Here is a 25,371-nt window from a genome sequence, read left to right as displayed (position 1 = left end):
TCCATGACGGCGGTGCCTGACTTCATCCTCATCGGCAACGCCGAGAACCGGCGCGTCACGTTGTTCCAGGACGCGCTGGCCCGCCAGGGCCTTCCTCCCGCGAGGGTGGTGCCCTGGCGGGAGCTGGTGAAGCACCCCGCCCTCCTCGCGCGGCTGCCCGACACGGACGCCTTCGTCCGCATCGACGCCGCGGGGGAGAGCTGGGAGGTGGAGAAGGCGCTGCTCAAGCGCGGCCATGAAGACGCGCTGGAGCATGGCTGTCAGGTGCTCGCGCCGGAGGACGTGGACGCGCTCGTCGAGGACCACGGGCGCATCCTGGCTCCACGCCAGGGACACCTGGGCTTTCTGCGAGTCCTCTCCGAGCTGGAGGCGGTGTTCCGGGAGCGGCCTCGCTGGAGGGTGCTCCAGTCGCCCGCGAGCATCGCCGACCTGTTCGACAAGCGCATCACCTCGCGGAGGTACGCGGCGTTGGGTGTGCCCGTGCCGGAGCCCTTGGACGGAGTGACGGACGTGGCCTCGCTGCGCGAGCGGATGGACGACGAGGACTGGCGCGAGGTCTTCGTGAAGGTGTCCTGCGGCTCGTCGGCGTCGTGTCTGGCCATCTTCCGCAGACACCGCGAGCGGGAGTCGCTGGTCACCACCATCGAGCAGGCACCGACGGGTTGGTACAACTCGCTCAAGGTGCGTCGAATCACGGAGCCGGAGCGCGTGGAGGACGTGCTGGGCTTCCTGCTGCGCGAGGGCTCACAGGTGGAGCGCTCGATTCCCAAGGCGCGACTGGGCGGCGACACCTTCGACTGTCGGGTGCTCACCGTGGGTGGGGAGCCCGCCTTCACGGTGGTGCGCCAGAGCCGAGGCCCCATCACCAACCTGCACCTGGGCGGCTGGCGTGGAGAGCCGGAGGAGCTGGAAGCAGCGGTTCCGCGCAACGAATGGAAGGCCGCGATGGAGAGCTGCCGCGTGGTGGCGCGGGCCCATGACTGCCTTCACGTGGGCATCGACCTGATGTTCGAGGAGCACTTCACCGGGCACCGAGTGGTGGAGGCGAACGCCTTCGGCGACCTGCTGCCCGGCCTGCAGCGCGAGGGATTCAGCGTCTACGAGTGGGAGATTCGCGAGGCACTGGCACTGGCTCGTGCCAATGCCTCTCCTCTCAGCCCGTGACGCTCACCGGCGTCAGTCGCAGCCCGTGGCGTCGCGAGAGGGCACCCAGTTGCAATCGAAGGTGTGCACCTCGCCAGTGGCGCGACCGCGCCCTGGAGCCGAGTCGAGCATCGTGTTCCAGAACCGCGAGAGTACCGAGGTGAGCGAGTTGGCGGGCCCCGTCGGCGGGTCGCTGTTGTAGAGCAGTGCCGCATGCACGTTCGGCTCGGTGGTGCCGTTGGCACGGAGCACGACGGGGTCGCTCGGCGCGAAGAGCCACTTCATGCGCGACGATGTGTTGTCTCCGGTGATGCCCATGGCCCGGTTCATGGACTCCACCCAGGTGGCACGGGCCGCGCGCTCCGCCGGGGTGTTGGTCGTCGATTGGAACGGCAGCCCGGTGTTCGACATGTAGAGCTGGTCCTGGCGGTTCTGCCAGACAAGCGTGGGCAGGTCGAAGCCCCCTTCCGACACGGGTGCGGTGATGATGTCGTAGAGCACCGGACCACTGATGCACTCGTGCGGAGGATGTACGGGGTCCCCCGGCGTCCGCGCGGCCACACAGGACGGAGTAAGCGAAGACTTCCAGATGCTCGTCAACTGCTCGAAGGCCTCCAGCCCCGAGCCAATCCCCAGCACGGGATAGTCTGGATGATTCCAGTCGAGCGGCAGGTACCCGGCGCCCGGAAAGACAAGCAGCCGTCCCGCCTTCGCGGCCTTGGGGAGTCGCTTCACGACGCGATGCGTGTTGTTGAAGGCGCCAAAGCCTCCCGCCGAGCCGCCCCGCCACAACACGCGCAGCGGCTTGTTGTCGTCCAGGCCATACCGCTCGACGAGCACGGCGAGCATCGCCTCCACGTTGTAGGCCCCCATGAAGCGCCAATCCCGCTGCGTCCCCTTGTAGGTGATGTCGGGCGCATCCAGTGCCGTACCCGTCCACAAGTCACTCGAGCAGTAATGGCCAAGCACATCGATGGCGCCACTGAAGTCGTCGGGGCTCGCGGGCTCGCGCTCACGCAGCGCCCGGTCCGCCGGCAGGTTCACCGACGACACCAGGTCGATGGCTCGATTGCCGCAGCCCCCCAGCGGACTCTCGCTGTCGAACGCGCAGAAGCCACCGCCTTCGAGGCGCAGCACCCACTGCGTCGGAAGAGCCCCTCCCGGAGGAACTGGGGGGAAGGTGACCTCCAGGACGAACTCGTCGCCCAGGTTGCACCGGGCATCCGTCCAGCGGACGTCCCGAAGCGCCGGGCGCACCGTCTCCGTCAACCGGCGCATGGGATTGCCGGCGCGAGTACACGCGGTCACGTTGTAGCCATTGCCCGAGGGCCGACAGGTGGCCGTTCCCCCGGACCAGGCGGACGCAAGCGAGGAGCAGGATACCGAGGTTCCAGGCACACACGCCGTCGCCACGGCTTCGAGCGCTGGGCCCGTGGTGCCCTCCTCGGAGAGGGGCGCATGGCGAGGTTCCGCCCCACCACAGGCGGCACAGGTCAGGACGACGGGGAGCAGCAGGAGGAGGGAGCGCATTCCCTCTCAACCCACGACACTCCAGAGAGTTGCGGAGGTCCTGTTTCGATTCTCAATGAGAGAACCCGCGGACTGGCCCGTGGCACCGGGCTGGGAGACGCGCCGAATCACGCGTCCCCCAGGAGCGGTCATCTCATTACGGCGTCGTGAGGATTCCCGTGAAGGCCGTGGCGTTGGCGACCGGGAAGGCGGTGCGCAGGGGATGGCGCGAGAGGTCCAGGTCGCCCTGACGGAAGGCCCGCACGCTCATGATGTAGGACGCGCCGGGGACGAGCACGCCTGGAGGCAGCGTGACGTGAGACTGGGCGGTACGAATCCTGACGCCGAGTGCCGCGACGGTGCGCGTACCCGACACGAAGAGCCGCCGGATGGAGACTTCATGCGCGGACGGAGTTCCGGCAGCGGGAGCGGACCAGCTCAGCGTCGGCGTGAGTGATGTCATCGTCTGGTCCACCGTGGCCACGGCACCATCGATGCTCAGGCTCCGCACGGGCGTGAGGAGCGGAGCCAGGGGCTGGCCCTCGACCTTCCACAGGAGGTTCGTATACGACACGCCCGCGCTCTGCCGGGTGGGCTGCGTCCCTGCCAGCGCGAAGGTGACACTGACGGGATAGACGACACTCACGACCGCCGGCCACTCCCGCGGGAAGGGATTGCCATAACGGAGCGGGAGCGCGGGCGAGCCCTCGTGGAGGTCCGCCTCGAGCAGGTCTGGGATGCTGGAGAAGAAGCCAGGGCCCTTGCCGGCGGGCAGGACACTCACACCGAGCTCCGGCTGGCGGCCTGGAGTCCTCTCGGCCCGGGGATGCACATCCGCGATAGCGGGCGTGAAGGCCGCCTCGTGGAACTCGTAGGAGAGCTGCTCCGTCTGGGCAACCTCCGTGAAACCTCCCTGCAAGAGGGTGCTCTGCCCCTCCGGCGTGGTGAAGGGAGCCGGAATGAAGACCTCCGTCAGCGACCGGGAGTCGCCCGTGGCGGAGGTCGCCAGGTGGGTCAGCATCGCGGAATCACCCTGGGCTGAATCCACCAGCCGGTTCTCCGAAGACCAGGCGAGGTTGAATGAGGCCTGGGCCAACTCGGTGTCGCCTGCCGTCGGCGCGCCCTCGTCGAACCCCCCATGCAAGTCGATGACGACCATCCCCGCGTTGGCGGAGATGAGCTGGAGCAGGTCACCAGGAAGCCACGGGCGCATGGCCCCTACGTCGAACACCAGGTGCGTGGAGGAGTCAGGAGTCCGCTGGCCCACGCGCCCGAGCTTGTGCTCGCTCAGGTCGAGTCGGCGCTCGACACTGGAGAACCAGGGCAGCTCATCCCCGATACGAAGGGTATACGTGGCGCCTGGAGGGATGCCTGGAACGACGAAGGTTCCATCAGAAGCGCCCGTGCCAGGGTAATGGAAGAAGCTCCCATCGGCGCCTTGAGCCCAGGCCTCGATGGGAACCGAGGAGAGGTCCACGGGGACCTTCTGCTTGCCTTCGGACGTGTGGTGAATGAAATGCCGATGCCCGCGAATACCAACCGTCGCCTTCCCCGCCTCATTCGTCGAGGCAGGCGCGGCGGTGGAGAGCAGGAACAAACCGGTGGCCAGGAGTGGCGAGTAACGAAAGGGAGTCATACTGCTCCTCTACGTGCTCAGTCCGGCCCCTGAGGGTGTTATCGACGTCATCGCCAGAATGCCCTGACGTGAGTCTTTCCACAAAAACCCGCCCCCGGCCGGAGCCCGCCACGAAGGCGGACTCCAGCCTGGAAGCCTTTCGACTCAGGCCTCGGGAGGCGTGTCCAACACGGGCTTGCGTCGGTTGAACAACCGCTGCACGACGACGAAGAACAGCGGCACGAAGAAGATACCCAGCAGCGTGCCGACAATCATGCCACCGAGCACGCCGGTGCCAATGGCCCGCTGCGCACCCGAGCCCGCGCCGGACGCAATCGCCAACGGCGTCACGCCGAAGCCGAACGCCAGCGACGTCATCAGGATGGGCCGCAGACGCGAGCGCACCGCGCTCAACGTCGCCTCAATCAACTCCATGCCCTTGTCGAGGTTCTCCTTCGCGAACTCGACGATGAGGATGGCGTTCTTGCTGGAGAGTCCCACGGTCGTCAGCATCGCGACCTGGAAGTAGACGTCGCGGTCCATGCCCCGCAGCGTGCTTCCCAGCACCGTCCCGAGAATTCCCAGCGGCGCCACGAGCAGCACGGCGGTGGGAATCGTCCAGCTCTCGTACATCGCCGCCAGGCAGAGGAAGACCAGCAGCAGCGAGAGCGTGTAGAGCAACGGGGTCTGCGCGCCCGCCGCGCGCTCCTGGTACGACTGCCCCGTCCACTCCAGGCCCACGCCGGGCGGAAGCTGGGAGACCAGCCGCTCCACTTCGGCCATCGCCACGCCGGAGCTGACGCCCGGAGCGGCCTCGCCGTTCATCTCCATCGCCGACACGCCGTTGAAGCGCTCGAGCCGAGGCGAACCCGAACCCCAGCGCGGACTCGCGAAGGCCGAGAACGGAACCATCTCACCCTTCATGTTGCGCACCGACCAGCGGTTGAAGTCCTCGGGGGCCATCCGGAAAGGCGCATCGGCCTGGATGAACACCCGCTTGACGCGACCCCGGTCGATGAAGTCGTCGATGTACTGCCCACCCCACGCCACGGAGAGCGTGTTGTTGATCTCCGCGGTCGCGAGCCCCAGCGCGGAGGCCTTCGCGACATCGACGTCGACGCGGAACTGGGGCGTGTCCTCCTGTCCGTTCGGGCGCACGTTCGCGAGCAGGCTGCTCTGCGACGCCGCGCCGAGGAACTGGTTGCGCGCGGCGGTCAGCGCCTCGTGGCCCAGACCGACGTTGTCCTTCAGGAAGAAGGAGAAGCCCGCGGAGGTGCTCAACTCCGCCACCGCGGGAGGCGGGAAGGCGAAGGCGAGCGCATCTTGAATCTGCGCCAGCTCCCCCATGGCCCGGCCCGCCACGGCGTTGACGCCGAGATTGGGCGCCTTCCGCTCGGCCCAGTCCTTGAGGCTGATGAAGGCGACGCCAGCGTTCTGGCCGCTGCCACCGAAGCTGAAGCCCTGCACGCTGAACATCGCGTTGACGGTGTCCTTCTCGCTCTCGAGGAAGTGCCGCTCCACCCGCTCAATCACCTTCATGGTGCGCTCCTGCGTCGCACCCACGGGCGTCTGCACCATCGCGAACAGGAAGCCCTGGTCCTCGGAAGGAAGGAAAGAGCTCGGCAGGCGCAGGAACAACACCACCATCACCGCCACCATCGCGACGAAGGCGAGCATGAAGCGCTTGCTCCGCGACAGGATTCCGCGCACCGCCCGCTGGTACTGCGCATTGCTCTTGTCGAACCCGCGATTGAACGCCCCGAAGAACCCCGTCTCCTTCGCGTGGTGTCCCTTCGCAATCGGCTTGAGCAGCGTCGCGCAGAGCGCCGGCGTGAGCACGATGGCGACCAGCACCGAGAGCGCCATGGACGTCACGATGGTCACCGAGAACTGCCGGTAGATGACCCCCGTGGAGCCCGCGAGGAACGCCATCGGCACGAACACCGCGGACAGCACGACGCCAATGCCCACCAGCGCGCTGGTGATCTGATCCATCGACTTGCGGGTGGCCTCCAGGGGAGACAGGCCCTCCTCACTCATCAGTCGCTCGACGTTCTCGACGACGACGATGGCGTCATCGACGAGCAGACCGATGGCGAGCACCATCGCGAACATCGTCAGCATGTTCGCCGAGTACCCCAACGCGGTGAGCACCCCCAGCGTCCCCAGCAGCACCACGGGCACCGCGATGGTCGGAATCAGCGTCGCGCGGAAGTTCTGGAGGAACAGGTACATCACCAGGAACACCAGGAGGATGGCCTCGAGCAGCGTCGAGACGACGCCCATGATGGCCACTCGCACGAACGGAGTCGTGTCGAACGGCACCACCGCCTTCATTCCCTTCGGCAGCAGCGGCTTGAGTTCCTCCAGCGCGGCGGTGATGCCCTGCGCCGTCTCCAGCGCGTTGGCGCCCGTGGCCAGCGACACGGCCACGCCGGTGGCGGGCTTGCCGTTGTAGCGGCTGATGACGCTGTAGTCCTCGGAGCCCAGCTCCACCCGGGCCACATCCCCGAGCCGCAGCAGGGAGCCTTCCGAATTGCCGCGCACGATGATGTTCCGGAACTGCTCCGCCGTCTGGAGGCGGTCCTGCGCCGTCACCGTCGCGTTGAGCTGCTGGCCCTGCACCGCGGGCGTTCCACCCAGCTGCCCCACCACCACTTGCTGGTTCTGGGCCCGGATGGCGCCGATGACGTCGGTCGGCGTCAGCGTGTAGGTGTCCAGCTTGTTCGGGTCCAGCCAGATGCGCATCGCGTACTTCGTGCCGAACACCTGGGTGGCGCCCACTCCGGGAACGCGGGAGATGGGGTCCACCATGTTCGTGGCGACGAAGTCCTGGATGTCGTCGCCCGACATGCTGCCGTCCTCGGAGACGAAGCCAATCACCTGCAGGAAGCCCGTGCTCGCCTTGCTCACGGAGATGCCCTGCTGCTGCACGGTCTGCGGCAACAACGGCGTCGCCAGCTGCAGCTTGTTCTGCACCTGCACCTGCGCGATGTCCGGGTCGGTGCCGTTGCGGAACGTCAGGATGATGTTGGCCGAGCCGTTCGACTCGCTCGTCGCCGACATGTAGAGCAACCCATCGAGCCCCTTCATGCTCTGCTCGATGACCTGCGTGACGGAGTCCTCGATGGCCTTCGCGGAGGCACCGGGATAGACGGCGTTCACCGTCACCGTGGGGGGCGCGATGGCCGGGTACTGCGCGATGGAAAGCTGGGTGATGGACAGCGCGCCGGCCATCATGATGATGATCGCCAGAACCCAGGCGAAGATCGGTCGATCAATGAAGAATCGTGCCATGTGAAGGTCCGGTCACTCTTGGGACTTCGCGGGGACCAGGGGTTCGGCTTCCCCTGGCTTCGCGACAGTCGAGGGGGCTTCGGTCGCCTGGACCGGCATCCCCGGTTGGATTTTCTGGAGGCCTTCGATGATGACCCGGTCACCCTCGACCAGGCCGCTGTCGACCAACCACCGGTCGCCCACCGTCCGATTGGCCTGGACGACGCGCGGCTCGACCTTGCCGTCCTTGCCCACCACCAGGGCGGTGGCGTTTCCCTTCGGGTCCCTGGCGATGCCCTGCTGAGGCACGAGGAGCCCCTGCTGGCGCAGCCCGTTGCCCACGAGGGCGCGGACGTACATGCCGGGCAACAGGGACTGGTCGGGGTTGGGCACCGTCACGCGCAGCGCGAAGCTGCCCGTGCCCGGGTCCACCGTCACGTCGGAGAACGTCAGAGAGCCCGGGTGTTCGTAGCGGCTGCCGTCCTCGAGGAGGATGGTCACCGGCGTGCTGTCGGTGCTCTTGAGCGTCCCAGCGCTCAGCTCCTTGCGCAGCCGCAGCAGTTCGCCGCTGGACTGGCTCACATCGACGTAGAGAGGATCCAACTGCTGCACCACCGCGAGCGCCGTCGGCTGATTGGCCGTGACGAGCGCGCCCTGGGTGACCGACGACTTGCCGATGCGCCCGGCGATGGGTGAGGTGATGCGGGCGTAGTTCAGCGTCACGCTCGCTCGCTGCAACGCGGCCTGGGCGGCCTTCACGTCCGCCTCCGCCTGGCCCAGGGCGGCAATCGCCTTCTCGTTGTCCGCCGCGGTGACGGCCTCCAGCCGGGTCAGCTCGGCCGACCTCTTGGCGGTCAGGGCAGCTGACGTCAAGGTCGCCTGGGCACGCTCGAGCGCGGCCCTGGCGCTGCCGTAGTCCGCGCGGTAGGTCGCGTCCTCAAGCTCGTAGAGCGGCTGGCCTGCCTTGACCACGCCCCCTTCGGTGAACAGCCGGCGCTGGACCAGCCCGTTGACCTGGGGCCGCACCTCGGCGACGAGGAAGGCATTGGTACGACCCGGCAGCTCCCGGGTCAGGAGTACGGACTCCGCCTTCAGGGTGACGACGGTGACCTGGGAAGGCCCATAGGACTCCTGCGGCGGGGCTGCCTTCTGACAGGCGGCCAGCAGCGCGGCGCAGGACGACATTCCAACGAGCGCCAGCCGGAGCGAGCGCGAGCGAGACCACATGAAAACCTCGGGAGCGGGGATGGGAACAGGGCGCCAGCCATCAGCGCGCCCCTTCCTCTATCGAAAGCGTGGGTTCCTGCCACCAAAACCTGACGAACATTGGAGCGAACCCCACGGGGCGAAAATCGCTGGACACTTACGAAAGTGCCCCCGGTAGTCTGACAAGGCGCTGGAAATCCCGATTGGACCGTGAGCACCGCTCCTTGAAATGCTTGGGGACAGCTCAAGGAGCCGTGATGCCGCGCACCCCCTCTTCTCGTCGGAAGCACCCTCGCCAGCAGCGGGCCCAGGCCACGTGCGATGCCATCCTCACCGCCACCGCCCGCCTCCTCATCCGTGACGGCTACGAGGCCACGACCACCAACCACATCGCGCAGGAGGCCGGCGTCAGCATCGGCTCGCTCTACCAGTACTACCCGAACAAGGAGGGGCTGGTGTTCGCCGTGCTGGAGCACCACGGCACGCGGTGGCTCGCGGAGCTCGAGACGGCGCTGCGCGACTTCGCCTCGGCGCCGCTGAACATCGCGGTCCGCGCCATCATCCAGCAGATCCTCTCCAGCAAGCGGCTGCGCTCCCAGCTTGATCCGCTCCGGCATGTCCTGCTGCCGGTGCTGCGTCCGCTGGGCTACGTGGACACCTTCGAGCAACAGCTCTCCCGTCTCGTGAGAACCTTCCTCGCGGCGCGACTGGAGGACATCCGTCCGCGTGAGCTGGACATGGCCGTCTTCATCATCGTCCACACGCTGGAGGCGCTCTGCCATTCCGCGGGCATGGACCGCCCCGACTACCTCACGAACGAAGCGTTCCCGGAGGAGCTGTGCGCGCTCGTGCTCGGCTACCTCCGCCTGGAGCCCGCGGCACTCAGCCACCCGCCGCACACGTCCACCGCGCCTCGACAAAAATATGAGCAATAGGCCCGTGGAGCACGCTCCGAGGCCCCCGTTCCCCTCGGAGACGCGAATGTGAGCAGCCATGCGAGTTGAGCCGGGGTGCAATCAAATACATCCTGATTGCACCTCCAGCGTTTGTCGCCACGGCTCTCCACTCCATGAATCTGAATCCCGATGACCAGCAGCGGGCCGCCGCGTACCAGCAGCTCGCGCTCGGAGCCTTTCCCGTCCTCACCCAGCCGCAGCTCGACGCCATCCGGAACCGGGCCCGCGACTATCAATCACAGTTCCGCGCGCACCCCGCGCTTCATGACACCGTCAACGTGCTCCTGCTCCTGGGGCTGTTCGCGGCGGACCTGCTATCCCTGACGTTACTGCCCTCCCTCCTGCCGTGGCCCCTGTCGACCCCTGGCGGCACGGTGCTGGCGGGGATGGTGTCGGGCGCGGTGCATGGCTTTCTGGTGTGCGGCATCGTCACCTTCAGCGTCCACGAGGGCGCCGCGCACAACCTCCTCATCCTCGGCAGGGGCCGCGTGGCGCGGGGGCTGCGGGTGCTCGCGAACAATGCCTGTCGGCTCTTCCTCGCGGACCCGCTCCATTACGCGGAGGCCCATGCGAGTCATCACCGGAGCCTGGGGACGCCCGACGACGGCTCCTTCACCCACTTCGTCCGCTTCCGTCGGCTCCTGGGCAGCCTGCTCCCGCTGGCGCCCATGCTCAGCCACTCGGACTACTTCCCGTGGCGGCCCCAGGAACACACTCGCAGCCGCCAGCTCTCCGTCGCGCTGACCAACGCGTACCTCGCGCTCTGCGCGGTGCTGGCCACCTGGCTGCATGGCTTTCTCTTCACCGGGGTGGCGCTGTTCCTCGTCGGCAGCTGGCTCAGCTTCGTCCTGGACCGGCTCCGCGAGAGCACCGAGCACCTCTTCATGCCCCTGGACCGGGTGAATGGAACGCGAGAGCTGGGCCTGGGGTTCTGGGGGCTGCTCCTCGGAGGCGGGCCCTGGGGACAGCCGTGTCATCTGGCGCATCACCTGGCGCCCGCGCTGCCCTGGTACCAGCAGCTTCGTCTGCACTTCTTCCTGCGCCGCCTGTTGACCCCGGAGCAGCGGCGTCACTTCTTCCTGAGGCCTGTCGTCGGCCTCCCCGCGCTGCTCTGGCGTCTGGCCACCGCGACACCTCCCGCGCCGGCCCGGGACTGAAAGGTTCACTCCATGACACTTCCTTCTCAACGCGCTGACGCGCCCGCGAGGGGTGCGTCCTTCGACGCCATCTTCATCGGCTCGGGAATCGGCTCACTGGGCGCGGCGGCGGTGCTCGCGCGGCACGGCCTGAAGGTGCTCGTGCTGGAGCGCCACTCCGTCGCCGGAGGAATGACCCACACCTTCCAACGCAAGGGCTACGAGTGGGATGTCGGCGTGCACTGCCTGGGCAAGCTGCATGACCCCGACGCCCCGCTGCGACGCGTGTTCGACTTCGTCACCGACGGAGCGCTCGGCTGGGCGCGGATGGACCGCGTCTATGACCGGCTCGTCTTCGACGACCAGCGCTACGACTTCGTCACCGGCGCGGAGGCGTTCGAGGCCGAGCTGGGCCGCGCCTTCCCCGCCGAACGCAAGGCCATCGCCACGTACCTGAAGCTGCTGCGCGGCGTGGAGCGAGCATCCCAGCGCTACTTCATCCAGCACGTCCTCCCCCGCTGGCTGACGCCGCTCACCTATCCCGCGCTCGGCTGGCCCTTCCGCCGCCACTCGAACCGGACGACGCGGGACGTGTTGCGCTCGCTCACGTCGGACTCGCGCCTGCTGGGTGTCCTCACCGGCCAGTGGGGCAACTACGCCCTTCCTCCCGGAGACAGCAGCTTCGCCATGCACGCCCTCATGGCCGAGTACTACCTGGAGGGCGGCTGCTATCCCGTGGGTGGCGCCGGAAGCATCCTGGGCCACATCGCCCCGGTCATCACCCGCGCCGGGGGACAGGTTCGCGTCCGTGCCGAGGTGAAGGAGATCCTCGTACGAGACGGTCGTGCCCTGGGCGTGCGCCTCGCCAGCGGCGAAGAGCTCCTGGCCCGGCATGTCGTCAGCGGCGCGGGCGCGGCGCAGACGCTGGGGGTGTTGCTCCCGGAGGCCTGGCGACCTCCCGAGGCCGTGCGAGCCCTCCAACGGATTCCCCAGTCCATCGGACACCTCGGTCTGTACCTGGGCCTCCGAGGCACACCCGAGGAGGTGGGCCTGCCCGCCACCAACGTGTGGGTCCATGCCGGCTATGACCACGACGCGAACCTGCGCGCGTTCAGGGCTGAGGCCTCGGCGCCGCTTCCCGTCGTCTACCTGAGCTCCTCGTCCGCGAGGGACCCCTCGTGGGCTCAGCGCCACCCGGGGCGCTCCACGCTCACCGCCCTGTGTCCCGTGCCCTACGCCTGGTTCGAGAAATGGGAGGGCACGCGCTGGCACCGGCGAGGGCCCGAGTACGAGGCCCTCAAAGCCCAGCTCTCCGAGCGACTGCTCTCCGTCGTCCTCGCCCAGTTCCCTCGGCTGCGCGGGAGGGTGGAGCACCAGGAGTTGTCCACGCCGCTCAGCACCGCGCACTTCTCCAATCGCTTGCAGGGCTCCATCTACGGACTGGAGCACAGCCCGGAGCGCTTCCGGCAGCCCTGGCTTCGCTCGCGGCTTCCCATCCGCGACCTGCTCCTCGTGGGACAGGACGCCGTCTCCGTCGGCGTGGGCGCATCGCTCATGTCCGGCGTCCTCGCCGCCTCCGTCATCCTGCGACGCAACGTCCTGGGCGACATCGTCCGCCAGTCTTCTTCGCTCCGCGCGGCCTGACGGTCGCGACGCCTCCTCCCTCCACCTCTTCTGACGGCACCCGTGAACCGGGTGACCGCCGCGCCGGCGCATGTCCGGACGCCCCTGCCTCGCCCGAAAGGACTCACCATGAAGCCCTCGCTCCGATTGCTCCAGACCCTCCTGCGCGGACAGACCCGAGGACGGCTGGGCCCCCTGGAGGAAAGCGTCACGCAGTGGCGCGTCCTGCCCACGGACCTGGACCTCTTTGGCCACATGAACAACAGCCGCTATCTGGCGATGATGGACCTGGGCCGCGTGGACCTGCTCGTGCGCGCGGGCCTCCTGTCGGACCTGCTTCAACACCGCTGGGTCGTCCCCGTCGGAGAGACGTCGCTCCAGTTCCGGGGCTCGCTGCGCCTGTTCGAGAAGTACGAACTCGGCACGCGACTGGTGGCGTGGGACGAGCAATGGCTCTACTTCCAGCAGGAGTTCCGACGCCCCTCGGAGCCCGACCGCCCGGTGGCCACCGCCCAGGTGCGCGCCGTCGTCCGCGACGCGAAGGGCACCGTCCCTCCCTCTCGAATCATCCAGGGTGTGCTGGGACATGAAGCCCGCAGCCCGGAGCCCACCGAGGAGCTGCGCCGCCGCTTCGGTTTGAACCCGCCTCGCGCAAGTGCCGCCGTTGTACCCGGAGCCTCGCGCGAGCCCCTGGCCATCGTCGGCATCGGCTGCCGGCTTCCCGGAGGCATCGAGGACACGGACAGCTTCTGGAAGGTGCTGATGGAGGGGCGCGAGTGCATCGTCGACATCCCCGAGGAGCGATGGGACCCGAAGAAGTTCCACGATGCCTCGGGCCGGGCCCCCGGGCGCAGCTATGTCCAGCGCGCGGGCCTGCTCCAGCAGGACCTTCGCGAGTTCGAGCCCGGCTTCTTCGGCATCACCCCGCGCGAAGCCAACGCCCTGGACCCACAGCAGCGTTTGATGCTGGAGGTCTCCTGGGAGGCGCTCGAGGACGCGGGGGTGCCCCCGAGCGCGCTGGCGGGCAGCCGCACCGGCGTCTTCGTCGGCGGCTTCATGATGGACAACCTCATCCTGCACGCGAGCCCGGACAACCGGGAGCGGCTCGACAGCCACTCGGCGACGGCGAGCACGCTGACGATGCTCTCCAATCGGCTGTCGTACTTCTATGACTTGCGAGGCCCCAGCGTCTCCATGGACACGGCCTGCTCGTCCTCGCTCGTCGCGCTGCACCTGGCCTGTCAGAGCCTGTGGGCGAAGGAGAGCGAAGCGGCGCTCGTGGGCGGCGTCAACGTTCTCCTCCTTCCAGAGACCCAGGTCACCATGTCCAAGGGGAAGTTCCTGTCCCCGCGTGGACGCTGCCACGCCTTCAGTGACCAGGCGGACGGCTACGTGCGTGCCGAGGGCGCCGCGGTGCTGGTCATCAAGCCCCTGTCCGCCGCGCTGCGCGATGGCAATCCCATCCATTCACTCATCCTTGGCACGGCCGTGAATCAGGACGGACGGACTCCGGGCATCACCGTGCCCAACGCGGAAGCCCAGGTGGCGGTGATGCGCGAGGCGTACGCGAAGGCCGGCGTCGACCCGCTGCGCGTCTCGTATGTCGAAGCACATGGCACGGGCACGCCCGTGGGAGACCCCATCGAGGCGAACGCCATCGGCACGGTGACAGGCGTGGGCCGCACGGATGGAGAGCGCTGCCGGATGGGCTCGGTCAAGACGAACCTGGGCCACCTGGAAGCGGCGGCGGGAGTGGCGGGCGTCATCAAGGCGGCCCTCGTCCTCAAACACGGCACCGTCCCACCCCACCTGCATCTGGAGAAGGTGAACCCTCGGATTCCGCTCGATGCACTCGGGCTGCACATCCCCACGCGTCCGGAGTCCTTGCCTCGCGGGACGGAGCCACGTGTCGCGGGCGTGAACTCCTTTGGCTACGGAGGCACCAACGCCCACGTCGTCCTGGCCGAGCCGCCCCCGCGCTTGGCCACCCTGACACCCCGACGCGCCGAGGGACGCCCTCACCTGCTGCCACTGGGCGCGAAGTCGCCCGAAGCCCTTGCCGAGCTCGCGGGCCGCTACGCCGGCTGGCTGGAGGCGGGACGCGGCACACCGGAACAACTCTGCCGCGACGCAGCCGTGCACCGCTCGCACCCGCGCCATCGCCTGGCCGTCCGAGGCACGAGCCGGGAAGCCCTGGTGGCCACACTGCGTGCCTTCGCGAACGGCCAGCGCGATGTGCCCGGATTGGACTTCGTCGCGGAGCCGCCCGAGGGACGCAAGCTCCTCTTCGTGTACACGGGGATGGGCCCGCAGTGGTGGGCGATGGGGCGACAGCTCCTGACCACCGAGCGCGTCTTCCGTGACGCCGTGGAGGAATGCGACGCCCTCTTTCGCGAAATCTCCGGCAGGTCCATCGCGGAGGAGCTGACGCGGGACGCGGCATCTTCGCGCATCACCCGCACGGAGGTGGCCCAGCCCGCCAACGCCGTGCTGCAGGTGGCGCTCACTCGACTGTGGGCCTCATGGGGAATCATTCCCGACGCCGTGGTGGGACACAGCATCGGAGAGGTCGGCGCGGCCTGGGCATCCGGGGCGTTGGACTTGAGGGATGCGCTACTCACCGCGTTTCACCGCAGCAGGCTCCAGCAGCGGATGGCGGGACAGGGGGCGATGCTGGCCGTTGGACTCGGTCCGGATGAAGCGCTCGACCAGGTCCAGCGCCATGGTCCTGGCATCGCCGTCGCGGCCATCAACAGCGCGCGCTCTGTCACTCTCGCGGGGGAGCGAGCACCGCTGGAGCGCGTGGCCGCGGAGCTGGCTTCCACCCAGCGATTCCACCGCTTCCTCCAGGTGGAGGTGCCGTATCACAGCCCCCTCATGGACCCGCTTCAGGGCGAGCTGCTCACCGCCCTGACTCCGCTGCGCCCCCGCGCGCCGCGCATTCCCATCTACTCGACGGTGTCGGGGCGACTCATGGTGGAGACCGAGCGCCATGACGCGACGTACTGGTGGAACAATGTCCGAGGCTCCGTGCGCTTCGCGGAGGCGCTCCAGCAGGCCGTGGTGGACGGGCATGGAACGTTCGTCGAGGTGGGACCGCACCCTGTCCTGGCCTCGTCCATCCGGGATGTGCTGAGCGCGTCGAAGGCCCGCGGAGAGGTCCTCGCGTCGCTCGTGCGAGAGACTCCCGAGCAGGAGACGATGGCCACCGCGCTGGGGAGGCTCCATGTGCTGGGCGCGGGTGTCTCGTGGCAGGGCTACTTCGGAGCGGGAGCGTTCGCGGGAGCCCCGCGCACGCCCTGGCAGCGCAAGGTCTACTGGGAGGAGAGCCTCCGCTCCTCACGCCGGCGACGCGCCTTCGTGGGACATCCGATGCTGGTGGACTCCGAGCCCGGCCCGTCACCCACGTGGACGTCGGAGCTGAGCCTCGCGGCACTGCCCTATCTCGCGGACCATCAGGTGGCCGGGAGCCTGCTCTTTCCGGGCGCGGGGCATGTGGAGCTGGCGCTGGCGGCACGGCACGCGCTCACGGGGGATGCGCGCTGCTGCATCGAGGAGCTGGAGCTCGCGTCGGCGGTGCTGCTCCGGGAAGCCGCGAACCCGCGAGTGCGCCTGAGCTTCTCCTCGGAGACCTCCCGCTTCCTCGTTCAGCGACAGGACGAGGAACAGCAGCCCGTGGTCTGCGCGCGAGGCAAGCTCGTCTCCTCGGGGCGGGGAAGCCGGACCGTGGACGTGGCGACGCTCCAGGCCAGGCTGTCGGACCTGACGACACCCGAGGCGCTGTACGCGTCCCTGGAGCGCCGAGGGCTGCGCTACGGCCCCGCCTTCCGCGCCGTGGTGGCGTTGCACCGCGCGCCGGGGGAGGTGCTCGCGCGACTTGCCCTCCCCGACTCCGTGGACGAGCGCGGCTACCACCTGCACCCCGTGTTGCTCGATGCGGCGTTCCACAGCCTCATCGCGGGAGCGACGGAGGATGCGCACCACGACATCGTTCCCACGGGCATCGAGCGCATCCAGTTGCTCGCACTCCCGGGTCGGAAGCTGATTGCCCACGGGCGACTCCTGTCCGTGAGCGGAGGAACCCTGCGCGGTGACATCACGCTGATGCACGAGGACGGCACCGTCGTGGCCGAGGTCACTGGCTTCACCTGCCGCCTGTTGCCCCGGGCCGCTTCGGACGAAGAGACGCTCCTGGAGCGCTCGGTGTACCTGCGGCGGTGGGAGCGAATCGAGCCCTCGGAGCCGGAGGTGCGTGAAGAGGTGACGTGGGTGGTGCTCGGTGGCTCCCTGCCCGAGTCAGGGGCGCGTGGCTGGCACCATGCCACTGACACCTCGGCACTGGAGGCCGTTCTCGGTGCGCGGATGGAGCAAGAGCGGGTGCGGCTCGTGGACTTGCGCTGGCTGGACTCAGCGCCCGAGAGCGAGGCTCCAGTGACGCGCGGAACGGATGCTGCGGATGCCCTCCTGCGCGTGCTCCAATCGCTGCGCCCAGGGCGGGTCGAGCGCTACTACCTGGTCACGACGCGCGCCGAGTCCGTGCTCGACGAAGCGGAGGCAGCCTCACGGGTTTCCGAAATCCACTCCGTCGCGCCGACACAGCCAGACGTCCCTTCGCTGGAGCACGCGCCACTGCTCGGTCTTGCCCGTATCGCCATGACGGAGCGGCCGGAGTTCGGCTCGGCGGCAGGCATGGCGCTCGGCGCAACACCTCGCCCCTTTGCGCCGACACCGTCGGACCTCCCTTCGCTGGAACACGCACCACTGCTCGGGCTGGCCCGTACCGCCATGACGGAGCGGCCGGACCTTCGCCTCACCTGGGTGGACCTGGACGCGACTCCGTCGAGCGTGGAGGCCTTGCTGGTCCGCCTGAGCGGGCTGGGCACGGAGCAGGAGGTCGCCGAGCGCGGTGGGCTGTTCCACGCCTCGCGCCTCGTGCGCGGCTCTCTCATGACGTCCCCCGCCCTCTCGCGAACCCAACCGCTGGAGCCGGTCCCCGAGGGCATGGGCCATGAGCTGGTGCTGGGAGAGGAAGGCCGACTCGACACGCTCGGCTTCGTCGCGAGAGCGCGCCGCGCTCCCGATGCCGGTGAAGTCGAAATCGAGGTGGAGACCACCGCCCTGGGCTTCAAGGACATCATGAAGGCCCTGGGCCTGCTCTCGGCGCGCGTGAAGCAGAACACCTATATCGGCGACGCCATCGGCATGGAGGGCGCAGGACGCATCAGCGCCGTGGGTGCGGGAGTGACGGACTTCGCTGTCGGAGACCGCGTCTACGGCGTCGCCCCGCGCTTCGTCGCGTCACACGTGGTGCTGCCCGCGGGCCACGTGGTGAAGCTCCCCGAGCACCTGTCGTTCGAACAGGGCGCCAACCTCATCGTCTTCCTCACCGTGTATCACTCCCTGGTGCGCGTGGCCCGGCTGCGCCGGGGCGAGCGAATCCTCATCCATGGCGCCACCGGTGGCGTGGGCCTGGCGGCCATCGAAGTGGCCCGGTGGTGTGGCGCGGACATCATCGCGACGGCCGGCAGCGAAGAGAAGCGTCAGTACCTGCGCGAGCATGGCCTCACGCACATCAGCAACTCCCGGGACGTGAGCTTCGCGGAGGACGTGCGCGCCTGGACGGGCGGGCGCGGAGTCGACGTGGTGCTGAACTTCATGCCCGGCGAAGTCATGACGCGAAGCCTCGACTGTCTGGCGCCGTTCGGCCGGTTCATCGAGCTGGGCAAGGCCAGCTTCGAGCAGGATGAGCTGCTCCGTCTGCGCCCGTTCAACGAGAACCTGATGTACGCGGCCGTGGACTTCGACCGACTCCTGGAGAGCCGACCCGAAGAAGTGCGCGAGCTGTACCAGGAGGTGATGCAACGCTTCGAGGAGGGGAGCTTCCGTCCCCTGCCCTCGCGCTCCTTTCCGGCGAGTCAGGTGGAAGAAGCCTTCCGCGCCATGGCGCGCGGCAAGCACATCGGCAAGGTGTGCATCTCCCTGAAGGACCCGGCGCTGCGTGTGCGTCAGCCCGCGCGGCGCGAGCGACTCGCACCGGACGCCACCTACCTCGTCACCGGTGGCCTCGGAGGGTTTGGCCTGGAGGTGGCGCGCTGGCTCGTGGAGCAAGGAGCGCGGCACCTGGTGCTGGTGAGCCGCAGGGGGGCCCAGTCCGAAGAAGCACGCGAGGCCCTTGCCGCATGGAGTGCTCAGGGAGTGGTGGTCCATGCGCTCGCGGCGGACGTGGCCCGGTATGCGGACCTGGAGCAGATCTTCGCGCGGCTCCACGCCGAGCTGCCGCCACTACGAGGTGTCTTCCATTGCGCGGTCGCACTGGACGACAAGCCCCTGGAGCGATTGGACCGGGCCTCGCTGGAACGGGTGATGGCCGCCAAGGCACAGGGAGCCTGGAACCTGCACCTCATGACCCGAGCGTTGCCACTCGACCACCTGATTCTCTTCTCCTCCATCTCTTCGCTCATCGGCAACGCGGGACAGGGGAGCTACGTCGCGGCCAACAGCTTCCTGGACCAACTCGCGGTGTACCGCCGCAAGCAAGGACTGGCGGCGACGGCGATTCAGTGGGGTGCGCTGGGTGAAGCCGGGCTCGTCGCGCGCAATGCCCACGTGGCCCAGCACCTGGAACACCTGGGCTTGCGAGGCCTGTCCACCCACGCCGCGCTCCAGGCGCTCGGACGCGTCCTGGACGCCCCTCCCGTGCAACTGGCCATCGCGGACGTGGACTGGAATCGCCTGGGCGCGGCGCTCGTTCCCTGGAGCGGCTCACGCCGGCTCGTTGGACTGCTGGAGACGCCGGAGTCGTCTGCCGACGCGGAGCGGAGTGGCGGGCTCATCGAGCGCGCCCTCGGGGGGCTCGATGACGAGGCCCGCCGCGAGTTCATCACCCGGACGCTGTCTCGGATCGTCGCGAGGGTTATGCGCACGCAGGACGGGGCGCTGAACACGGCCCAGCCACTGCGTGAACTGGGAATGGACTCCATCATGGCCCTGGAAATCGTCACGGCCATCGAAGGCGAGCTGGGCGTGAAGGTCTCCACGATGGAAGTGGTGAGCGGCCCCTCCCTGCGCGAGCTGTCCACCCTGATGCTGGGACAGGTCCAGCGCGCGCAGTCAGCCGCTTGAGCTTCACGGACTCAGGGCACCGGAGCGCGCTGCTGCGCGAGGAGCCAATCCCAGAACGCGTAGTTGTTGTACTGCTGCGTCCAGCAGTCGTGGGCTGAGCCCGGCAGCACGGTGAGGCGACCGATGGCCGTTCCGGTCGCCACCACCCCAGCCTGTGACGTCCACGTGGGACTGGATGCGCCGGGGAACAGGTACGTCTGCGTCGTGGTCGACTGCGCCACCGCCACCAGTTGGAACTGTCCGTAGTTCTTCGTCACGCCCTGCATCCAGGAGCGCTCGGCGGACAGCGACGAGCCGTCCGCATACGAATGCACCGCCCAAACCGGCACGTTCAACAGCTTGGTGATGGTGGGGCCCGGAGCTCCGATGTTGGTAGCCATGGGTGCGAGCGCCGCCAGCCGGTGGCCGTACTCATACGCATACTTCCAGCTTCCGTAGCCACCATAGCTGAGGCCCGTGAGGTAGATGCGCGTCGGGTCCACGCGGTAGTTGGCCACCAGGAAGTCGACGAAGGCGTTCAGGTCCGCTGGCACCCAGTTCGTCGGCGCGCGAGGCGAGAAGACCATCACCTGCTTCTGGCCGAAGTACGCCTTGCCCTCGCTCGTGGTCCGAATCTTCTTCAGCGCCCCATGCCGGGAGACGACCTCCAGCAGGTTTGCCTCCGTGGTGGAGGTGCCGAACTCCGTCAGGCCATTCAAGTGGATGATGACCGGATACGAAGTGTTGGGGGAGGTCAGGTAGCCGGGCGGCAGGTACTCCGCATAGCCATAAATCGCCCCTGTGCTCGCGGGCAGTCGCGCCACGACCTGGTCCTCGGTCGTGATGACGAGCCTCGCGGACTGCGCGCCCCACTGTTCAAACCCTTCATCCTCGACGCCGCCTCCGCAGGCGACGGTCCACATCGCGATGGACAGCGCAATCACTCCAAGCCGCATGGTGTTCTCCCTCGATGAGCGCCTGAATCCTCCCTGAGTCTGCACAACCCGAACCCATGGCGAAAGTCGACCGCTCGAAACCAGGGAAACCACTACAACTCAGGTGCAAATGTTTCCAGGAGCCAGCAGTTTCGGATCACACCCACACACAACCCTCCAGCAATCCCTTCATGCGCTGTCGGTCGAGCGACAGTCCCTGGAAGCTTCCTGTCTTGGATTGACGCCTTTCGGGCGCATCATTCCCGCCGCCTCACACCCCAGGAGTGACTGATGATGCGAAAGCTGGTTGCTGGAGGAGCGATGATGATGGCCCTCACCACGGGCCTGTTCGCCACCACGTCCATGCAGTCTCCACCGCCTTCCGTAGGCGGCGCGTTTGCCGAGGACCCCGCCACGCTCACGTCAGGCGAGCAGGCGGGATTGATTGGCAGATGTTCGGTCGACGGTTCGTTCTGCATCAACACGGCGGATTGTCAGCGCCGTGGCATGGGCACCTGCGGCTGACATCTCGGGATGACCGCAGGAAGGGACTCGCACAAAAGTGCGAGTCCCTCGTTCCTCGAACGTCCTGGGCTCGCGCCCCTCCGGAGCGGTCAAGACTACAGTTACTGCATTGCAAGAATATCAAAATTGCCGTCCACGCCGCTCCAGTTCCTTGCAAGAGACCCGCTGAGTGATTCGAGTGCTTGCAGCGCTTGACCGGACAGTGTCTGTCACGCCAGTTCGCAATCTGGGACGCAGTACCTGACATCGATGAGGGTGCGCGTCTGCGTCAGATTCGACTGGCAACCCGCGTACAGCGTGGCGGGCTGCCCGTTCTTCCGAGTCGTGCCGCACTTCGCGACACAGGCCTGGACGTTCTCCAGCCAGTACACGAGGTCATTGTTCGGACAGTTGGGTGGAATGCCAATGCCCTGCTCCACACTCACAGGCGCCGTGCTGTCCGGTGCATCGGCGGCGGCCTCCACACCTCCACAGGCCGCGAGGGACAGGAAAGAAAACGTGGTCACCGCGATGGCAAGGCGAGACATGCGCATGTGCGACTCCTTCGGATGAGAGGAGTTGCCATGATGGACGCCACCCTCGCTTCGGCCCAGGCACCCCTGCCCAGGACTGTCACGCCGAGCACGCCACCACCCAAGTGATGCATTCGGGTTGGAAAGCTGCGCGATAACGCGCTTCCCCCGCACCACTGGGACTTGTAGGGTGCCATCTGCCATGCGGCGGCTTGGATACCCAGCGGGTAGACGGTCCGTGGTGACACGGTCCGCTGCCTCTCCGGGGTACCCCCGGGGAATGATTTCGAGGAGCACAGCCCCACGCGAGGCCGGGACTGCGGCGAGCCGCAGTGCGGGCCACGCCAGACGGGACAGGTGGGTCCCAACCGCCGCATGGCGCACGAGTGAGGCATGAGCAAACGGATCGCCGTGGCGAATGCGCTCGCATCCGCCTTCCTCTCCGGGCCCTGGACGACCGCGGGACTCGTCGAACGCGGAGCCGAAGTCATCGGTGGCCGGACGCCGTGGCTCCTCTCGGTCGTACGGAGCACACGACGGTTCTTCCCTCGGCCACCGCACGCCCGCTTCGAACTGCTCGCGGAGATTCTCGCCACGCGTCCCGCCCTTCAGCGGGCCTGCGGCAATCCCCACGCTCCCGTGAAGATTCTCCACTGGGTCGCCACCGAGCCGGAAATGGGCCGCCAACCGTGGCCCGTTCCGTCACTCCCAACCCAGGCGGAGCTCACAGGCTGGCTCGGGATGACCGACGCGCAGTTGGGATGGCTCGCGGATGCGCGCGGACTCGAGCGCATCACTCCGCCAGGGCAGTGGCGGCGCTACCGCTACACCTGGATTCCGAAGCGCAGCGGCGGTGAGCGCCTCCTGGAACAACCCGGGCTGGACCTCTCACGGCTCCAACGCAAGGTGCTGCACGGCATCCTGGATATCATTCCGTCCCATGAGGCCGCATACGGGTTCGTCGCGGGCCGAGGCGTCCGCGGCTTCGCAGAGCCCCACGTGGGGCAGGCCGTCGTGGTGCGCGTGGACCTGGAGGACTTCTTTCTCTCCGTGAAGCCAGCGCGCGTCTGGGGGGTGTTCCGCGCCGCGGGTTATCCCGACGACGTGGCCACGACCCTCGCGGGGCTTTGCACGACCCGAACGCCCAGCGGAGTGCTGGAGCAGGCCCGTCGGTCGACGGATGGAGAAGCGCTCACCGCTCGCTGGCGACTGGCACGAAGGCTCGAGTCCCGGCACCTCGCCCAGGGCGCACCTACGTCACCTGCCCTCGCCAATCTCGCCGCATACCGACTGGATGTTCGTCTGTCGGCGCTCGCCTCGGCGCTGGGGGCCCGCTACACGCGCTACGCGGACGACCTTGCGTTCTCGGGAGGCGAGGCCCTGGCGCGGAGCACCGGCCGACTGCTGCGATGCGTGGCGCGAATCGTTCGGGAGGAGGGCTTCACGGTGCGCACCGAGAAGACTCGCGTGATGCGCCGGGGTCGCCAGCAACGACTGGCGGGTGTGGTGGTCAATGAGCACCCTTCCGTGCCTCGGGCGGACTACGACCGACTGAAGGCCATCCTTCACCTGTGCCGCACTCGAGGGCCCGCGAGCCAGAACACCGGGAGCCATCCCGAGTTCCGCGCGCACCTGCTCGGCCGGGTGGCCTGGGTCTCTCAGCTCAACCCCACTCGGGGAGCCAGGCTTCGCGCGATCTTCGAGCAGATTGCGTGGGAGTGAGGCCCCCGGTTCTTGAATCACCCCAGGGATGCAACGCCCCATGAAGAGCGGGCCTGCTTCGGCGGTCCGTGGCTGTTCCTGGCGTCTCCGCATGCTTTGGGCCGAGAATCGCGGGCGTCGGCGCTCTTGAGGCGTCGCCGTGCACCCGGCGGTCCGCCATGGCCAACGCAGCCTCCCAGCTCACCGTCCTCCAGCCACGTGCCCCCCTGGCACGACTGCGCGACGCCGCGAACCTGCTGGCCTCGCTCGCGCCCGGCACGCTCTTCGCGGTGGCGCTGGTGCTCGTGTCGAGCCAGCCGCGCTTCTGCTGGCTCACCGAGCCCCTGCGCTACCCCTGGGAGCTCTGGGTGGTGGCCCTCGCCGGCACGACAGCGACGGTGGCTGGGGTCGCGGACTGGCGCTACCACCGCGTGGCCCAGCTGCGGGTCGGCCCCAACGAGCACCGCGCGGAGTTCCTCGCCCTGGCGGGTGGCGGCTTCCCGCTCTTCCTGCTGATGTGCGCCGCCTCGGTGGCACACCGCCCGCTCGCGTTCCTGCTGCCCGTGCTCATCGTCCTCATCGGGACGGTGGTCCTCATCTGCTACGACGAGTTCGTCTTCCATCGTCGGCGGTGCGATGCCTGGGAGGCCCTGCTGCATCGGACCCTGCTCGGCGGCCATGCGACCGCGTTCCTCGCCTGGGCGCACTTCTGCTTCGTCCGCGAGGGCCTTCATGGCTGACCGCCCGCGCTCCCCATGGCGACGCGGCACCGAGCTGCTGACACGCGCCGCCCACCTCTACGACGCGCCGGGCTCGACGCTCGCCCACGAGGCCCGAGGAGCGTGGCGTGGGGGCTTCGCCAGCAGCGCGACGTGGATGGCACAGGCACTCGCCCAGGTTCGAGGACGGCCCGTCCTCGCCGACTTGCCACACGCGGGCCGGTGGGGCGCGCTCAAGTACGGCGGGGCACTCCTCGCGGCCCTCTGTTGCTGGGGGCTCGCCGTCGTCCTCGGACTGCCGCACGCGCTCTGCTTCGTGCTCGCGGTGCTCGCGTTCTACGCCGCCGAGGTCCAGGGACTCTTCCTCTTCCCCCTGCTGATGGATGGCGCCGAGCACCCCTGGCGCAGCGGACGCGCATTGCTCCGCCGAGCAGGCGGTACTCCGGGCGCCGTGGGTACGGTGCTCATGCTGGCGGGAGTGATGCTCCTCGGGGGGCTGGTCGGTCGCGGCTGGGTCCGTTGCTGGTGCCTGGGCTGTCTCGCGGTGGTGCACTGGTACGAGGACCTGCGCGCGTGAAGCTCACGGAGCTCTGGACTCGCGGCATCGCCATCGCAGTGGACGCCGTGCGCGTCAACACCGTGGCGCTGGAGGTCCGACCGGAGGTCTCCCTCTGGCACAAGCAACGCCGACCCGGCATGGGCGCGGTGATAGCCGCGGGCAATGTCTTCCTGCGCCTGTCTCGCAGCCACATCCGGATGTTTCCCTCGGCGAAACGATGGCGGGACTGGGAGCTGGACTCCTTCGCGCTCCTCCACCCGGACCGCGCCGCCGAGGCACGCGGGGGCCGCGCCGTCGCACTGGAAGCCCTTCCCGGTGAGCGCCTTGACCGACTGCTCGCGCAAGGCCGACTCACCCAAACCATGGTCGAGGCTGCCGCGCGCGAGCTGCATCGAGCACATGCTCTGACGCCACCCCACGCCTCGCGCCCGTGGTCCCACGGCGATGCCCACCTGAAGAACCTCCTCTATGACGAGGCCGGACAGCGCGCGTGGCTCATCGACTTCGAGACCGAACACGACCCGCACCTCGCCACCGCCGAGCGCCACGCGGATGACCTGTTCGTCTTCCTGCTCGACCTGGGCGGACGCGCGACTCGGGAGCAGGCTCTCCCGTTGGCGGTGGCCTTCCTGCGTGCCTATCCCGACCCTCACGTCCACAAGGCCCTGCGAGCCCGCCTGCGGCCACCTCACGGACTGGAGCGAGCCCTCTGGAAGAGCCGCTCACACCACCTCCCGGAAGCACGGCTCCTGGAATGGCTGGAGCACCTTCGCCAAGAGGTGACGCGGATGGAGTCGGCCTCGGGCGCGGAGGACGCACCGGAATCCCGCCCCCTCGCGACCTGACCTCGGCAGT

General features: G+C 68.2%; 16 protein-coding genes. 10 read left to right on the top strand and 6 right to left on the bottom strand.

Going from position 1 to position 25,371, the window contains the following annotated elements; translation table 11 throughout:
- Positions 1–3 precede the first annotated feature (3 nt).
- Entirely contained in the window at positions 4–1,164 is a 1,161-nt protein-coding gene (locus HUA76_RS25205; RefSeq protein WP_174462306.1) for an STM4014 family protein, read from the top strand.
- A gap of 12 nt (positions 1,165–1,176) precedes the next feature.
- Here HUA76_RS25205 and HUA76_RS25200 read toward each other — a convergent pair whose 3' ends face one another.
- The 4 genes from HUA76_RS25200 to HUA76_RS25185 form a co-directional block, all read right to left on the bottom strand.
- Positions 1,177–2,673, bottom strand: coding sequence for a pectin acetylesterase-family hydrolase (locus HUA76_RS25200; protein ID WP_174462305.1), 1,497 nt, complete (start codon positions 2,671–2,673; stop codon positions 1,177–1,179).
- 136 nt (positions 2,674–2,809) lie between these two features.
- A complete protein-coding gene (locus HUA76_RS25195; RefSeq protein WP_174462304.1) occupies positions 2,810–4,288 on the bottom strand; it encodes a hypothetical protein in 1,479 nt (492 codons plus the stop codon).
- A gap of 144 nt (positions 4,289–4,432) precedes the next feature.
- Complete coding sequence (locus HUA76_RS25190; protein WP_141645171.1) at positions 4,433–7,564, bottom strand: efflux RND transporter permease subunit; 3,132 nt, start codon at positions 7,562–7,564, stop codon at positions 4,433–4,435.
- 12 nt (positions 7,565–7,576) lie between these two features.
- Positions 7,577–8,770, bottom strand: a complete 1,194-nt coding sequence (locus HUA76_RS25185) for an efflux RND transporter periplasmic adaptor subunit (protein WP_174462303.1) — start codon at positions 8,768–8,770, stop codon at positions 7,577–7,579.
- A 236-nt stretch (positions 8,771–9,006) separates the two neighbouring features.
- Here HUA76_RS25185 and HUA76_RS25180 point away from each other — a divergent pair, with 236 nt between their 5' ends.
- The 4 genes from HUA76_RS25180 to HUA76_RS25165 all read left to right on the top strand — a co-directional run bounded on the left by HUA76_RS25180 (position 9,007) and on the right by HUA76_RS25165 (position 19,586).
- Positions 9,007–9,684, top strand: a complete 678-nt coding sequence (locus tag HUA76_RS25180) for a TetR/AcrR family transcriptional regulator (RefSeq protein ID WP_141645172.1) — start codon at positions 9,007–9,009, stop codon at positions 9,682–9,684.
- 134 nt (positions 9,685–9,818) lie between these two features.
- Positions 9,819–10,862, top strand: coding sequence for a fatty acid desaturase (locus tag HUA76_RS25175; protein WP_174455141.1), 1,044 nt, complete (start codon positions 9,819–9,821; stop codon positions 10,860–10,862).
- Between the two features lie 12 nt (positions 10,863–10,874).
- Positions 10,875–12,485, top strand: coding sequence for an NAD(P)/FAD-dependent oxidoreductase (locus HUA76_RS25170; RefSeq protein WP_174462302.1), 1,611 nt, complete (start codon positions 10,875–10,877; stop codon positions 12,483–12,485).
- A gap of 108 nt (positions 12,486–12,593) precedes the next feature.
- Positions 12,594–19,586, top strand: coding sequence for a type I polyketide synthase (locus HUA76_RS25165; RefSeq protein WP_174462301.1), 6,993 nt, complete (start codon positions 12,594–12,596; stop codon positions 19,584–19,586).
- An 11-nt stretch (positions 19,587–19,597) separates the two neighbouring features.
- Here the strand turns inward: HUA76_RS25165 and HUA76_RS25160 are convergent, their stop codons facing one another.
- A complete protein-coding gene (locus HUA76_RS25160) occupies positions 19,598–20,521 on the bottom strand; it encodes an alpha/beta hydrolase-fold protein (RefSeq protein WP_174462300.1) in 924 nt (307 codons plus the stop codon).
- 270 nt (positions 20,522–20,791) lie between these two features.
- On the opposite strand from HUA76_RS25160, the gene HUA76_RS25155 reads away from it, so the two are divergent.
- Positions 20,792–21,025 (top strand): hypothetical protein, encoded by a 234-nt coding sequence (locus HUA76_RS25155; protein ID WP_141645177.1) that lies wholly within the window; start codon positions 20,792–20,794, stop codon positions 21,023–21,025.
- Positions 21,026–21,234: 209 nt separating this feature from the next.
- Here HUA76_RS25155 and HUA76_RS25150 read toward each other — a convergent pair whose 3' ends face one another.
- Positions 21,235–21,558 carry a hypothetical protein gene (locus tag HUA76_RS25150; protein WP_174462299.1) on the bottom strand — a complete coding sequence of 108 codons (324 nt, stop codon included), beginning with the start codon at positions 21,556–21,558 and terminating at the stop codon, positions 21,235–21,237.
- 372 nt (positions 21,559–21,930) lie between these two features.
- On the opposite strand from HUA76_RS25150, the gene HUA76_RS25145 reads away from it, so the two are divergent.
- The 4 genes from HUA76_RS25145 (at position 21,931) to HUA76_RS25130 (ending at position 25,361) form a co-directional block, all read left to right on the top strand.
- Complete coding sequence (locus HUA76_RS25145; RefSeq protein ID WP_174462298.1) at positions 21,931–23,259, top strand: reverse transcriptase family protein; 1,329 nt, start codon at positions 21,931–21,933, stop codon at positions 23,257–23,259.
- A 158-nt stretch (positions 23,260–23,417) separates the two neighbouring features.
- Complete coding sequence (locus HUA76_RS25140) at positions 23,418–23,978, top strand: hypothetical protein (protein WP_254614468.1); 561 nt, start codon at positions 23,418–23,420, stop codon at positions 23,976–23,978.
- Positions 23,971–24,534, top strand: a complete 564-nt coding sequence (locus HUA76_RS45555) for a hypothetical protein (protein ID WP_254614467.1) — start codon at positions 23,971–23,973, stop codon at positions 24,532–24,534. Before HUA76_RS25140 ends, HUA76_RS45555 begins: the two co-directional genes overlap by 8 nt.
- The gene (locus HUA76_RS25130; RefSeq protein ID WP_371823520.1) at positions 24,531–25,361 is read left to right on the top strand and encodes a hypothetical protein; all 831 of its coding nucleotides are present in this window, start codon (positions 24,531–24,533) and stop codon (positions 25,359–25,361) included. Before HUA76_RS45555 ends, HUA76_RS25130 begins: the two co-directional genes overlap by 4 nt.
- Positions 25,362–25,371: the final 10 nt, after the last annotated feature.

Source organism: Myxococcus sp. CA056, assembly GCF_013336715.1.
Classification (GTDB): domain Bacteria; phylum Myxococcota; class Myxococcia; order Myxococcales; family Myxococcaceae; genus Myxococcus; species Myxococcus llanfairpwllgwyngyllgogerychwyrndrobwllllantysiliogogogochensis.
Note: the sequence above shows the minus strand (reverse complement) of the source record. Positions and strands in the feature narration are given on the sequence as shown.

Bases quoted from the DNA above. Each gene is read 5' to 3' on its own strand.
- HUA76_RS25205 (WP_174462306.1), top strand. From the start codon at position 4: ATGACGGCGGTGCCTGACTTCATCCTCATCGGCAACGCCGAGAACCGG.
- HUA76_RS25200 (WP_174462305.1), bottom strand. From the start codon at position 2,673: ATGCGCTCCCTCCTCCTGCTGCTCCCCGTCGTCCTGACCTGTGCCGCC.
- HUA76_RS25195 (WP_174462304.1), bottom strand. From the start codon at position 4,288: ATGACTCCCTTTCGTTACTCGCCACTCCTGGCCACCGGTTTGTTCCTG.
- HUA76_RS25190 (WP_141645171.1), bottom strand. From the start codon at position 7,564: ATGGCACGATTCTTCATTGATCGACCGATCTTCGCCTGGGTTCTGGCG.
- HUA76_RS25185 (WP_174462303.1), bottom strand. From the start codon at position 8,770: ATGTGGTCTCGCTCGCGCTCGCTCCGGCTGGCGCTCGTTGGAATGTCG.
- HUA76_RS25180 (WP_141645172.1), top strand. From the start codon at position 9,007: ATGCCGCGCACCCCCTCTTCTCGTCGGAAGCACCCTCGCCAGCAGCGG.
- HUA76_RS25175 (WP_174455141.1), top strand. From the start codon at position 9,819: ATGAATCTGAATCCCGATGACCAGCAGCGGGCCGCCGCGTACCAGCAG.
- HUA76_RS25170 (WP_174462302.1), top strand. From the start codon at position 10,875: ATGACACTTCCTTCTCAACGCGCTGACGCGCCCGCGAGGGGTGCGTCC.
- HUA76_RS25165 (WP_174462301.1), top strand. From the start codon at position 12,594: ATGAAGCCCTCGCTCCGATTGCTCCAGACCCTCCTGCGCGGACAGACC.
- HUA76_RS25160 (WP_174462300.1), bottom strand. From the start codon at position 20,521: ATGCGGCTTGGAGTGATTGCGCTGTCCATCGCGATGTGGACCGTCGCC.
- HUA76_RS25155 (WP_141645177.1), top strand. From the start codon at position 20,792: ATGATGCGAAAGCTGGTTGCTGGAGGAGCGATGATGATGGCCCTCACC.
- HUA76_RS25150 (WP_174462299.1), bottom strand. From the start codon at position 21,558: ATGCGCATGTCTCGCCTTGCCATCGCGGTGACCACGTTTTCTTTCCTG.
- HUA76_RS25145 (WP_174462298.1), top strand. From the start codon at position 21,931: ATGAGCAAACGGATCGCCGTGGCGAATGCGCTCGCATCCGCCTTCCTC.
- HUA76_RS25140 (WP_254614468.1), top strand. From the start codon at position 23,418: ATGGCCAACGCAGCCTCCCAGCTCACCGTCCTCCAGCCACGTGCCCCC.
- HUA76_RS45555 (WP_254614467.1), top strand. From the start codon at position 23,971: ATGGCTGACCGCCCGCGCTCCCCATGGCGACGCGGCACCGAGCTGCTG.